The organism is Paenirhodobacter sp. (genome assembly GCF_047600745.1).
Lineage (GTDB): Bacteria > Pseudomonadota > Alphaproteobacteria > Rhodobacterales > Rhodobacteraceae > Rhodobacter.
In genome coordinates, this window is record NZ_JASGKI010000004.1 from 1,284,053 (window position 1) to 1,295,000 (window position 10,948).

11 protein-coding genes, 1 tRNA gene and 2 rRNA genes (1 of these 14 only partly in view) are annotated in these 10,948 nt (G+C 61.4%); 10 read left to right on the forward strand and 4 right to left on the reverse strand.

Annotated elements, in window-relative coordinates:
* The first annotated feature begins 83 nt into the window (after positions 1-83).
* Both QM789_RS15065 and QM789_RS15070 read left to right on the forward strand, forming a co-directional pair.
* On the forward strand, positions 84-224 hold the full coding sequence (locus QM789_RS15065; protein ID WP_420350409.1) for a hypothetical protein: 141 nt from the start codon (positions 84-86) through the stop codon (positions 222-224).
* A gap of 356 nt (positions 225-580) precedes the next feature.
* Positions 581-724 carry a hypothetical protein gene (locus QM789_RS15070; RefSeq protein ID WP_420350410.1) on the forward strand — a complete coding sequence of 48 codons (144 nt, stop codon included), beginning with the start codon at positions 581-583 and terminating at the stop codon, positions 722-724.
* A 96-nt stretch (positions 725-820) separates the two neighbouring features.
* Here the strand turns inward: QM789_RS15070 and QM789_RS15075 are convergent, their stop codons facing one another.
* Positions 821-1,207 carry a hypothetical protein gene (locus QM789_RS15075; protein ID WP_420352671.1) on the reverse strand — a complete coding sequence of 129 codons (387 nt, stop codon included), beginning with the start codon at positions 1,205-1,207 and terminating at the stop codon, positions 821-823.
* A gap of 722 nt (positions 1,208-1,929) precedes the next feature.
* Between QM789_RS15075 and QM789_RS15080 the strand changes: the two genes are divergently transcribed.
* The 8 genes from QM789_RS15080 (at position 1,930) to QM789_RS15115 (ending at position 8,029) form a co-directional block, all read left to right on the forward strand.
* Positions 1,930-2,703: an AfsA-related hotdog domain-containing protein gene (locus QM789_RS15080; RefSeq protein ID WP_420352672.1), complete on the forward strand. Its 774-nt coding sequence runs from the start codon at positions 1,930-1,932 to the stop codon at positions 2,701-2,703.
* Between the two features lie 5 nt (positions 2,704-2,708).
* Positions 2,709-3,407: an HAD family hydrolase gene (locus QM789_RS15085; protein ID WP_420352673.1), complete on the forward strand. Its 699-nt coding sequence runs from the start codon at positions 2,709-2,711 to the stop codon at positions 3,405-3,407.
* Positions 3,404-3,937 carry a DUF2165 family protein gene (locus tag QM789_RS15090; protein ID WP_420352674.1) on the forward strand — a complete coding sequence of 178 codons (534 nt, stop codon included), beginning with the start codon at positions 3,404-3,406 and terminating at the stop codon, positions 3,935-3,937. The genes QM789_RS15085 and QM789_RS15090 overlap by 4 nt, the downstream gene beginning before the upstream one ends.
* Before the next feature lie 79 nt (positions 3,938-4,016).
* Positions 4,017-4,394, forward strand: a complete 378-nt coding sequence (locus QM789_RS15095; RefSeq protein WP_420352675.1) for a MerR family transcriptional regulator — start codon at positions 4,017-4,019, stop codon at positions 4,392-4,394.
* A 71-nt stretch (positions 4,395-4,465) separates the two neighbouring features.
* Positions 4,466-5,626: an MFS transporter gene (locus QM789_RS15100; RefSeq protein ID WP_420352676.1), complete on the forward strand. Its 1,161-nt coding sequence runs from the start codon at positions 4,466-4,468 to the stop codon at positions 5,624-5,626.
* Between the two features lie 112 nt (positions 5,627-5,738).
* Complete coding sequence (locus QM789_RS15105) at positions 5,739-6,323, forward strand: hypothetical protein (RefSeq protein ID WP_420352677.1); 585 nt, start codon at positions 5,739-5,741, stop codon at positions 6,321-6,323.
* A gap of 149 nt (positions 6,324-6,472) precedes the next feature.
* Positions 6,473-7,423: a LysR family transcriptional regulator gene (locus tag QM789_RS15110; protein ID WP_420352678.1), complete on the forward strand. Its 951-nt coding sequence runs from the start codon at positions 6,473-6,475 to the stop codon at positions 7,421-7,423.
* 156 nt (positions 7,424-7,579) lie between these two features.
* On the forward strand, positions 7,580-8,029 hold the full coding sequence (locus QM789_RS15115; RefSeq protein ID WP_420352679.1) for a HipA domain-containing protein: 450 nt from the start codon (positions 7,580-7,582) through the stop codon (positions 8,027-8,029).
* Positions 8,030-8,442: 413 nt separating this feature from the next.
* On the opposite strand, the gene QM789_RS15120 is transcribed toward QM789_RS15115, so the two are convergent.
* The 3 genes from QM789_RS15120 to QM789_RS15130 all read right to left on the reverse strand — a co-directional run.
* A tRNA-Met gene (locus QM789_RS15120) sits at positions 8,443-8,519 on the reverse strand.
* 55 nt (positions 8,520-8,574) lie between these two features.
* Positions 8,575-8,689, reverse strand: a 5S ribosomal RNA gene (gene rrf, locus QM789_RS15125).
* 78 nt (positions 8,690-8,767) lie between these two features.
* A 23S ribosomal RNA gene (locus QM789_RS15130) occupies positions 8,768-10,948 on the reverse strand (it continues 662 nt past the right edge of the window).

Below are 10,948 nucleotides of genomic sequence, written 5' to 3' on the forward strand. Positions count from 1 at the left end.
AATGGACGGGCGGGTTGGAGCGGCTCCGTCAAGGCAATGGCGGCGGCAAGCTTGCAGCCGTGCGGGGCTGGCATGCTTCGCGGATGAGGGAGAACCCGGATCTGGCGCCGGATGATCCAGGAGAGTTGTCCGGGCAGCACGGCATCACCGTCCACCGCGTCTCAGCCTGGCGCGCCCTGCGCAACCTCGGGCTGACCTGCAAGCGACGGAACGGAAACAACTGAGGTCCGGCAGGCCCGCCACCACGCCGCCAACCCTTCATGCGCAACCTGTTGCCGCGCATCGGCTTCATGGATGAACCCTCCCTGAAGACCAACATGGTCAAGACCACCGGCCGGGCTCTCACAGGCGCGCGCCTGACCAGCCATGCCCCGCTCTGGAGCCCAGACCTTCATCGCAGCCCTGCGTCATGACCGGCGCGACGCGCCCTGCGTCATCGCTGGCGCGATGAACGGGGAGATGATCTTCATGTCGAGACCCGGTTGGCCCCGACCCTGCGGCGCGGTGATGTGATCATCCTCGACAATCTGTCCAATCCCAAAAGCCCGAAAGCAGCAGGAACCATACGAGCCGCAGGGCCATGGTTCCTGTTCCGTTGTTCGGGAAAAACCGCCCAGCGGGCGCTTTTCTCTCCAACCCCGACCTGAACCCGATCGAGATGGCATTTGCAAAGCTCAACGCCTTGATCCGCAAAGCCGCAGCCCAAACCTATGACGAGTTGTGACGCGCTGGCGGCAAGGTATGTGATCTCTTCTCCGAAAAGGAATGCGCAAACTGCTTTAGCCCGGAGGGAGAGGGGCGCGATTGGCGGAAAAACGATCTAGGCGGAGTATTTGACGATCCATGCGGCCGCACCCGGCGAGATCCAACCCGTCAGCGTGGTGACAGCCGCGTAGCGCTGCGCCGGCGCCATCCCGAGGATCGGCTCGTAATGCGCGACCCGATTGCGCATGACACGGGTTTCGCGCAGTTCATGGGCGATGGCCGATCGCTGCATCCCCTTCGCCAGGAACATCGGACGCAGCACCTGCCACAGGTCATGCGACTGACGTCCGAACAAGGATGACCAGAACCCGAAGTTCAGCTCTGCCACCAGTCTGGAGACCGTGACCGGCTTGTTGCTCTGCCGCAACGTCTGTTCAGCCTGCCGGACACACCCGGCCTGATAGGCTGTCGCCAATACGGCCGGGTCGCCAGCCTGCGCCATGGACCTGCTCAAGGCGCGCATTGATCTTGTTGCGCATGGCCACTTCCAGCATGTGAAGCGGCCCGTAGAGAAGCGGCCGAGAGCCGGACATTGTAGGTATAGAGCCGTTCGGCCAGCGCGGCATCTCCCCCGGCCCAGGCGAGGTAGGTGCTGAAGCGGTCGGCGGACAGGGCATCGCTGAAGGTCGGCACGTTGCGAGGGCGCTCTCTTGGTTTTGCCGCGAGAGACTCCATATAGACAGCGTATCCCCCGGCTGGTCCCTGCTCTGCATACCGCCGGGGTTTTGCTTTTCCAAGCAGAAGCAAACGGCCGATCTATCCCTCTGTCTTCTCTGCGGCGACCTGCGCCAGATGATGGCGGATGGGCGTGGCAAAGCGCTTCCGGTCGCAGGGCTTGTCCCTCGTCACACAGGGCTTCCGCGACCCCGAATTTCTGGACGATCCCGGTTCTGAGGATGACCGGAACCCGGGGGCACCTCCGGGTTCCCGACCCATCGGTCGCGACAACATCCGCATCTGCCGGATGCCCGCATCGGACGAGCCGACAATGGCGGTGGTGGTACGCTCGGAGATCCAAGTTTCTTCATTGCACGAAAAATGTGCTACGAAGCGAAACTACACTTGACGTAATGTTTCACAGGCTCAAATGTAACCTCCAGCACGGTGCAGATTTAGAATGGAATCAGGTCCCCAGCCCATCACGTAAGCCAACTGGAGATAGAGATGCCTAACTGGATCGTGAGCGCGGACGTCTTCTCGGATTTCTCGCGCGAATGCGGTGCGCTGGATGCCTCCGAGGTTCGCAAGCGGCTGCAAGCTGAAACCATCGCCCCGGACGATACTTTTCTGCCCGGACAAGGATTGAGCGAAGCGGACCATGCCGAGATCGAGGCGCTGGCCAGGCACAATGGCTATAGCGATGCCTTCCGCTTCTGGCGGACTTTCCTCGCCGCACCGCGGGCACCTCGCTCGCTGACCCATAAGCACCAGGCGCATAACAGCATGATTTCGGTGCCGCAGGCGCAGGCCGATGGCGTCTATCGCGCCGAGCTGCTGATCTGCTCCGGTAACGAGCTGATCTCGGATCATGTGACCGGCCAGCATGTGCAGGGCATGGTCCTGATCGAAGCCTGCCGCCAGATGTTCATCGCGGTCAGCGAGCTTTGCCACATGGACCACGAGGACGGCCGCCGCAGCTATGTGGTGTTCAACAGGATGGAGGCCGCCTTCAAGGCATTCACCTTCCCGCTGCCGGCGGTGGTCGAGTATCGGGCGCTTTCCCGCACCTCTCCCCGCCCGGATCGGCTCAGCATCACGGCCGAGCTGAATGTGGTCCAGAACGACAAGACTACGACGACGCTGACCGTGGACTATACGCTCTTCCATGCCGAACGTCTCCGGCAGAAGGAGGTCGCGATGGGGATCGAGGCGGTCAATGCCTATGCAGGGTTCTTCGGCGCGGCGGCCGAGGAGCATTTTCGTTCGGCAGCGGAGTGACGATCATGTCTTCCAGCACCCGGCGCATTGCCTTTTTCGATGTCGATGAAACCCTCATCGCCACCAAAAGCATGTTCGACTTCCTCGGTTTCCTCGGCGAGCGGGAAGCCTCGATTGATGCCCGGGCGATCACCGACGAGATGCGGCGGCGCAGCGCGGATGGAGAGGACCGGGCGTCGATCAATCTGCGCTTCTGGGAGCATTTCGCTGGTCTCGATGCCGAGGCCACGCGCGCCCGTGCTGCCGACTGGTTCACGATGCGCCGCGAGACGAACAGCAGCCTCTTCATCCCGTCCGGGGTGGAGAGACTGAACTTCCATCGCGCCAGAGGAGACACCATCGCCTTCGTGTCCGGCTCGGCCCGCGATATCCTTGATCCGGTGGCCCGGCATCTGGGCGCCGACCATGTTCTTGCGACGCGGTTGGTTGAGCAAAACGGACGCTATACTGGGGCGATCCTTCCGCCGGTGATGATCGGCGAAGGAAAACAGACCGCAGCCCGGCAACTTGCGCAGTCGCTCGAGATCGGCCTCGCAGATTGCCATGGATATGGCGATCATCCGAGCGATCTACCGCTGCTGGAAATTGTCGGCCATCCGGCCGTGATCGGCGCCGAAGGCGAGTTGGCCGAAACCGCGCGCAAGCGCGGCTGGCCGGTGCTTCCCGGTATTGAAACGCTCAGGATGGAAGGAACTGCCGCATGAATGCGGTCGTCGCAGCCAAATCAGTGCTGATGCTTGGCCTCGCGGGATGGATGACCGTTGCCGTGCTGAACAATGTCACCGACCCCGGAACCAATCACTTCCATCTCGGGGCGATGTTCGAGATGGCTTTGCTGGCCGAAGAGCCGAACGGGCTCGGCCAGAACCTGCGCTGGCGTGCGCTGCCGGGTGCCGTCACGCCAGTCATCCTGTGGCTGGTGGTCGCAGTCCAGACCGGGATCACCGCCTACCTCTGGAAAGCGGCCTGGGGCTGCGCGGCCACGGCCTTGCGTGGCGGCCCCGTGCTCCCCGAAGCCACACGCGCGACCGCCATTCGGGCGCTCACCTGTTTCATGGCGCTCTGGCTCTGCTTCATGATCGGCGGCTTCTGGTTTGGCTACTGGATCAAGCAGGGCGCCATCCAGCAGGTGCATATGACGCTGCTGATCGTGGGCGCGTTGTCGATCAGCTTTGTCGGCAATCGTCAGCTTGAAGGCGAGCCCACAGGACCCGGCAAACGCCTTGCCGATTGACGAACTGCGTGATCGCGCCTAGATGTAACCGAACGTCAGATAGAGATTGAAGTGCAGCATGAGCAGCCACGCAAACAGAATGCAGATCGGCGAGTTGGCAGAGCGCACGGGCGTCAGTCACCGGACCATCCATTATTACGAGCGTATCGGGCTGATGGCGCCCGCAGAACGGGAAGGCGCGGGCTACCGCTACTATGACGAGCAGTCGGTGAGGCGACTGGAAAAGATCGCTGTGCTGAAGCAGCTCGGCCTCAGCCTCGACGAGATCGCCAGCGTCATCGACCTGTATTTTTCCGATGCGAGCGGCATCAAGGGCAAGGAGAAGGTTCTCCAGATCTTTGAGGCGCAACTGGCCAAGACCAACACGCAGCTCGGCGAACTCACCGCCTTCAAGACCGATCTTGAAGCGAATATCGCGCGGATGAAGGGCCTGATCCAATCCGCACGCGAAGCATGACGAGGGAGGAATGTAGTCTTCACTTGTCCACAATCTACACTTGCCGTCAGGTATAGGAAGGAACGCCAACCATGGCACGACGCAGCACCCTTCTTCTGGGTTTTCTCATGCTTTGCGGCTTTGCTGTCGTGGGGCAGCTCTATGCTACCATCCCGCTGGTGGCCGACATCGCCGCGCGGTTCAATGTCGCCCCAGGCAGTGCTGCCCTCGCCGGATCGGCCTTCGGCTTGGCCTATGCAGCAGGGTTTCTGATTTTCGGGCCGCTTTCCGACCGCTACGGCCGAAAGCGCGTGATCGTGATCGGGTTGGTCGCAACGACCCTCATCACGGTGCTTGTCGGAATGGCGCAGAGCTTTGGCCTGCTGCTGGTGGCCCGCGCCGCGCAGGGGCTGGCCGCCTCCACCTTTCCGCCCGCTGCGCTCTCGCTCGTTGCCGAGGATTTACCACCCGCGCACCGGCCGCTCGGGATTTCGCTGATGAGCTTCGCCTTCCTCGGGGCAGCGCCCGTCGCGCAGTTCTTTGCCGGAGAGGTGAGTGCCCTGCCCGCGATCATGTTCGCCGTGACGCCCCTCTATCTGGTCGGCGCCGCCGGATTGCTGTTCACCGCGCAGGCCGACCGGCGAAGCGCCGCAATGCCCGGCAGCAACCCGGCCCCGAAGGCAGGCCTTCGGGCACTTCTGGGCAATCCGGCGATCCTGTCCGGCTGGCTGGCGGCCATCACGGTGCTGTTCGGCTTCGTGGCCTTCCACAGTGGCGCGCAGGCATTGAACGGTGGATTGGACCTCGACCTTCAAACTTTGCGGCTGGTTGGCCTGCCGCCGCTGCTCCTGACGCTCGCGGCAGCCCCGATCACCCGCCGGTTCGGCCCTTCCGTAACCGCCCGTGTCGGGCTGATCGTCATGGCCGGTGCCCTCGCCTTCGCGGCAACCGGCACGGCGGGCACGGTTCTCGCCGCCAGCGTCATCCTGTCGTCCGGCGTCGCCCTCGCGGTTCCCGGCCTGATCGCCACGATTGCGAGCCAGGCCACCAACGAAAATCGCGGACTTGCGCTGGCGATCTACACGTTCTCGCTGTTCCTCGGCGCCAGCATCGCGCCGCCGGTCGCGCAAGCGCTCGCCAGCCATGGCACCGGCCCGCTCTGGCTTCTGCCCGCAGTCCTGCTGGCCGTGGCCATAGCCGTCCTTACCCTCAGCATCCGTCGCAAACCCTCGCCTGCACCCGCAACAAGCTGAAGGAGCATTCTCGATGCACATGACCAGAACAATAAGGGCACTGACCGCTTTCGGACTGATCGCCGGTCTCGCCACCACCCCCATCCTCGCCGATACTAGGAAAGGAAATGCCATGACCACCACTGCACCGCAGCCTGTTGCGACGACGATCGCCCGATACATGCCCGAGGGCTACGCGCAGGTTTCCCGCCGCGCCGTCACCGTCGACAAGGAAGCCGCCGAACTGGTCCGCTACGAGCGGACGGACGGGCGCAATGTCGCCCTTGGCGGCGAGCATTTCAGCACGGTGATCGCGGCCGATGGCCGCCTCAAGGGCTTCGCCCGGATGGATCTCGATCTGGTCGGCGGCACCTTGCCCTCGCGCGAGGAAACCCAGGCCATCGCGATGGATTTCCTCAGCGAGGCCGCGCCCGATCTGCTGCCCGTCCTCAAGGTGAGTTGGATCGAGCCGCATGACGAGCCGCTGCGCGTCGCCCGCAATGGCAAGACAGAGACCCTGACGCTGACCGGCATGAAGGTGAAGATGCGCAACACGGCCGATGGCCGCTGGATGTGGGTCATCGTCGGCGCCGACCGCAAGGTCATGGTCTTCGAGCGCGATATCATCTGGATCACCTTCCCCGGCCATCGCGGCACGGAAAAATGGCTCCATGATTCCTGGCTGGCCGAGAAGGGGATCAGCGCCCAGGCCTCCTGAGACTGTCTTGGGCCGCATAGAGAGCGCCCCGGGCAAACGTGACTGTCTCCACGTATTTCGGTCTCACCTCCACCGCCGTAGCGACGCTTCGACGCGCGGCAAGCCTCGGCAGATAAAGGATTTGGCCGGCAATCCTGAGGGGTCGCGGGATGTCGAAAGAGATGTTCAATCCAGGCTGGAAGATCGAGCTTCGTCACCTGCGCCATTTCGTAGCTGCGGCGGAACATGGCAGCTTCCGCAAGGCGGCGGCGGCCCTCGGTCTGTCACCGTCCGCGATCAGCCGCTGCGTCGCCGATCTCGAAGACCAGATCGGCGCCTCACTCTTCCACCGCCACACATGGGGCCTCTCCCAGACCCATGCAGGCCAGCGATTCCTTGTCCGCGCCAGAAAAGCCATCAGGACCATCGGTGAAGGCACCCAGGAGGTTGCTTCGGCCGGACGGTCAGAGCATGGCCGGATCCGCATCGGGATCTATTCCTCGATCGCATCCGGCTTTCTGGCCGACCTGCTGAGCACCTACGGACAACGGCACAGCAAGGTTGAAATCGCACTGGTCGACGGCAATCCAGCCGAGCATATCGCCGCCATCCGTCAGCTCACCCTCGATGTCGCATTCATTACGGGAGCCCGGGAATGGCCCGACTGCGAACACGAGCAACTGTGGTCCGAGCGGGTCTTCGCCGTTCTGCCGCGGGATCACCGCTTGGCCAGGAATGATATTCTGACATGGCGCGACGTGGCAGAGGAGGCCTTCATGGTGAGCGAGACGGCCCCGGGCCAGGAGATCCATGACCATCTGGTGCGACGGCTTGCCGATCTCGGCCAACACCCGGATATCCAGGTGCAGCAAGTCAGCCGGGACAATCTGGTGCCGCTCGTGGCGCTCGGCCGGGGGCTGACGCTGGTGAGCGAGGCGATGACGGTCGCGCATTTCCCCGGCGTGGCCTATCGCCCCATCCTCGGGGAGAGCCTCCCCTTTTCGGCAGTATGGTCCAGAAGGAACGACAATCCCGCCTTCAGGCGACTGCTCAGTCTTGCAAAGGCGACGGCAGCGAAACAGCAAGGGCACCAAGGCGGCACCGGACTACCGACGGCTTGACCCCATGATGGCCAAGTTTGGCGATGGGCGCCGCAATCGCCCCCAAGGACAGCGACAAGCGGATCACCTGTCAATGCCGCCAGCCCGCTCGGACGCACAATCCGCCCTTTGCTTTTGTAAACCGCCAAGATCGGGCTGGCATCCGTCCCCAGCATCGTGAAGCCCGACAATCCGAACCTGCCCGGCATCATCGAGAACGAAGTGTTCTGCCTGCATCTGGCTCAGGCCATCGGAATCGCAGCCCCGGAAACGACGATCCTGACGACCGGGAAGCGCACGGCCATTTGCGCATTGCGCTACGACCGACGCCTCGGCCGGGCGGGTCAGCTTCAGCGGGTTTATCAGGAGGACTTTGCCCAAGCCAACGGTATCCCTCTCGGCCGGAAATACGAGCGCGGCACCATCGCCGGCCCTGGCCTGAAGACGCTGCTGGCCACCGGGCGCGCGCTGCCGCCGACCGACGCCCTGACCCTGCTGGACCAGGTGATCTTCAACATCCTCGTCGCCAATACCGACGCCCATACCAAGAATTACTCGATCCTGCTGCCGGTCGGCGGCGAGCCAAGGCTCGCCCCGCTCTACGATGTCTCGACAGTGCTGCCTTAGCCGCATGTGACGCAGTATTTCGCGCAGGACCTCGCCGCGAAGCGTCGCCGCCCCGAGGCCATGGCCGGGCGCCACTGGGACGCCATCGCCCGGGACATGGGCTATCGCCCCGCCGACCTGCGCCAGAGGTGGCGCACCTCCCACACCCGAAGCTGCTTCTGGCCCCTAAAAAGTAATCCCCGCGACCGCACGTCCGTCTCGTTGCTGCCGGGAAGACGTGCTTCAGATGCCGCCGCCGACACCGTGGCTCCCGTGCTGGATAGACTGGCAGGGCCTACACGTGAATGTGATCCCGCCGATTTTACGCCATGGTTTCCGCCCGAGTGCTTCCGGTGTGATTCCGGGGCGGCTAGGGTGCAAATGCGGAAAGCCTCCCGTGGGAGACTTAAGTCGTTGTAATGTAATTGATTTTTTGGTTGCGGGGGCAGGATTTGAACCTGCGGCCTTCAGGTTATGAGCCTGACGAGCTACCGGGCTGCTCCACCCCGCGCCGATGTTTGTCTTTTGGTTTTTGATCGTATTGAGAGAACGTGGCTTCTTTCTAGGTTTGGCGGTGACCTACTCTCCCACGTCTTGAGACGCAGTACCATTGGCGTGTTGGCCCTTAACGGCCGAGTTCGGGATGGGATCGGGTGTTTAGCCAGCGCTATGACCACCAAACCGAGGAAGAAGCCTTTGTCCAAGTCCTGTTCACATAAGTATGCATGCTTATTGATTGTAGCCTTGCTGCTACTGGATCAAATCAAGCCAATCGGGCAATTAGTACCGGTCAACTGAACGCGTTACCGCGCTTACATCTCCGGCCTATCGACGTGGTGGTCTTCCACGGCCCTCAAGGGATACCTAGTTTTTGGGGGGGCTTCACGCTTAGATGCCTTCAGCGTTTATCCTGTCCGATCATAGCTACCCAGCACTGCCGTTGGCACGACAACTGGTCCACCAGTGGATCGTTCACCCCGGTCCTCTCGTACTAGGGGCAACTCCCATCAAGTATCCTACACCCACGGCAGATAGGGACCGAACTGTCTCACGACGTTCTAAACCCAGCTCACGTACCTCTTTAAATGGCGAACAGCCATACCCTTGGGACCTGCTCCAGCCCCAGGATGAGATGAGCCGACATCGAGGTGCCAAACGATGCCGTTGATATGGACTCTTGGGCATCATCAGCCTGTTATCCCCAGAGTACCTTTTATCCGTTGAGCGATGGCCCTCCCACTTGGGACCACCGGATCACTATGACCGACTTTCGTCTCTGCTCGTCTTGTCAGACTTGCAGTCAGGCAGGCTTCTGCCATTGCACTCAACGACCGATTTCCGACCGGTCTGAGCCTACCTTCGCGCGCCTCCGTTACGATTTGGGAGGCGACCGCCCCAGTCAAACTCCCCACCATGCAGGGTCCCGGACCCGGATAACGGGCCGCGGTTAGACATCAAGAGTGCGAAGGGTGGTATCTCAAGGGAGGCTCCGCCGGAACTGGCGTCCCGGTTTCAAAGCCTACCACCTATCCTGCACATCACAATCCTGATGCCAGTGCAAAGCTAGAGTAAAGGTTCATGGGGTCTTTCCGTCTAACCGCGGGTAGTGTGCATCTTGACACACAGTTCAATTTCGCTGAGTCCACGTTTGAGACAGCGGGGAGATCGTTACGCCATTCGTGCAGGTCGGAACTTACCCGACAAGGAATTTCGCTACCTTAGGACCGTTATAGTTACGGCCGCCGTTTACTGGGGCTTCAATTCGGAGCTTGCACCCCTCCTTTTAACCTTCCAGCACCGGGCAGGCGTCAGACTGTATACGTCGCCTTACGGCTTCGCACAGCCCTATGTTTTAAGTAAACAGTCGCCACCCCCTAGTTTGTGCCCCCCACCCACAGTTGCCTGCGAATGGGGCCTCCTTCTCGCGAACTTACGGAGGCATTTTGCCGAGTTCCTTAAACGTGGTTCTCTCAAGCGCCTTGGTATTCTCTACCAGTCCACCTGTGTCGGTTTCGGGTACGGTCTTGCGGAGGGCTATTTCCAGGAACCCCTGAGCAGCCCGATCAATCCGATAAGATCGAACTACCTTTGGGATCCGTCACATCCTCCTGGCCCAGGAATATTAACCTGGTTCCCATCGACTACGCCTTTCGGCCTCGCCTTAGGGGCCGGCTTACCCTGCTCAGATTAGCTTTAAGCAGGAACCCTTGGACTTTCGGCGAGAGGGTCTCTCACCCTCTTTGTCGCTACTCATGTCAACATTCTCGCTTCTGATCACTCCACCGGTTGCCTTACAGCCCGGCTTCACAGTCAGAACATTGCCTCCAGTTTCCCCGCCGGTTACCCGGATAAGGGATCAAGGAGGCAGCGTTCTATATCACAGAACGCTCCGCTACCACGCACATCGCTGTGCATCCAAAGCTTCGGCTCGTGGCTTGAGCCCCGTTACATCTTCGCCGCAGGACCTCTTGACTAGACCAGTGAGCTGTTACGCTATCTTTAAAGGATGGCTGCTTCTAAGCCAACCTCCTGGTTGTTATGGAAGTCCCACATGCTTTCCCACTTAGCCACGAATTGGGGGCCTTAGCTGTTGGTCAGGGTTGTTTCCCTCTTCACGACGGACGTTAGCACCCGCCGTGTGTCTCCCGGATAGTACTCTGCGGTATTCGGAGTTTACTTAGGCTCAGTAAGTCTGTGGGACCCCATCACCCATGTAGTGCTCTACCCCCGCAGGTATTCGTCCGAGGCGCTACCTAAATAGCTTTCGCGGAGAACCAGCTATCTCCAGATTTGATTGGCCTTTCACCCCTAGCCACACGTCATCCGGACCCTTTTCAACGGGTGTCGGTTCGGACCTCCAGTTGGTGTTACCCAACCTTCATCCTGCACATGGCTAGATCATCTGGTTTCGGGTCTGATCCGTCGAACTCATCGCCCTTT

What these genes read in the sequence shown, in the direction of transcription:
- QM789_RS15065 (WP_420350409.1), top strand. Translation starts at nt 84, where the DNA reads ATGAGGGAGAACCCGGATCTGGCGCCGGATGATCCAGGAGAGTTGTCC.
- QM789_RS15070 (WP_420350410.1), top strand. Translation starts at nt 581, where the DNA reads ATGGTTCCTGTTCCGTTGTTCGGGAAAAACCGCCCAGCGGGCGCTTTT.
- QM789_RS15075 (WP_420352671.1), bottom strand. Translation starts at nt 1,207, where the DNA reads ATGGCGCAGGCTGGCGACCCGGCCGTATTGGCGACAGCCTATCAGGCC.
- QM789_RS15080 (WP_420352672.1), top strand. Translation starts at nt 1,930, where the DNA reads ATGCCTAACTGGATCGTGAGCGCGGACGTCTTCTCGGATTTCTCGCGC.
- QM789_RS15085 (WP_420352673.1), top strand. Translation starts at nt 2,709, where the DNA reads ATGTCTTCCAGCACCCGGCGCATTGCCTTTTTCGATGTCGATGAAACC.
- QM789_RS15090 (WP_420352674.1), top strand. Translation starts at nt 3,404, where the DNA reads ATGAATGCGGTCGTCGCAGCCAAATCAGTGCTGATGCTTGGCCTCGCG.
- QM789_RS15095 (WP_420352675.1), top strand. Translation starts at nt 4,017, where the DNA reads ATGCAGATCGGCGAGTTGGCAGAGCGCACGGGCGTCAGTCACCGGACC.
- QM789_RS15100 (WP_420352676.1), top strand. Translation starts at nt 4,466, where the DNA reads ATGGCACGACGCAGCACCCTTCTTCTGGGTTTTCTCATGCTTTGCGGC.
- QM789_RS15105 (WP_420352677.1), top strand. Translation starts at nt 5,739, where the DNA reads ATGACCACCACTGCACCGCAGCCTGTTGCGACGACGATCGCCCGATAC.
- QM789_RS15110 (WP_420352678.1), top strand. Translation starts at nt 6,473, where the DNA reads ATGTCGAAAGAGATGTTCAATCCAGGCTGGAAGATCGAGCTTCGTCAC.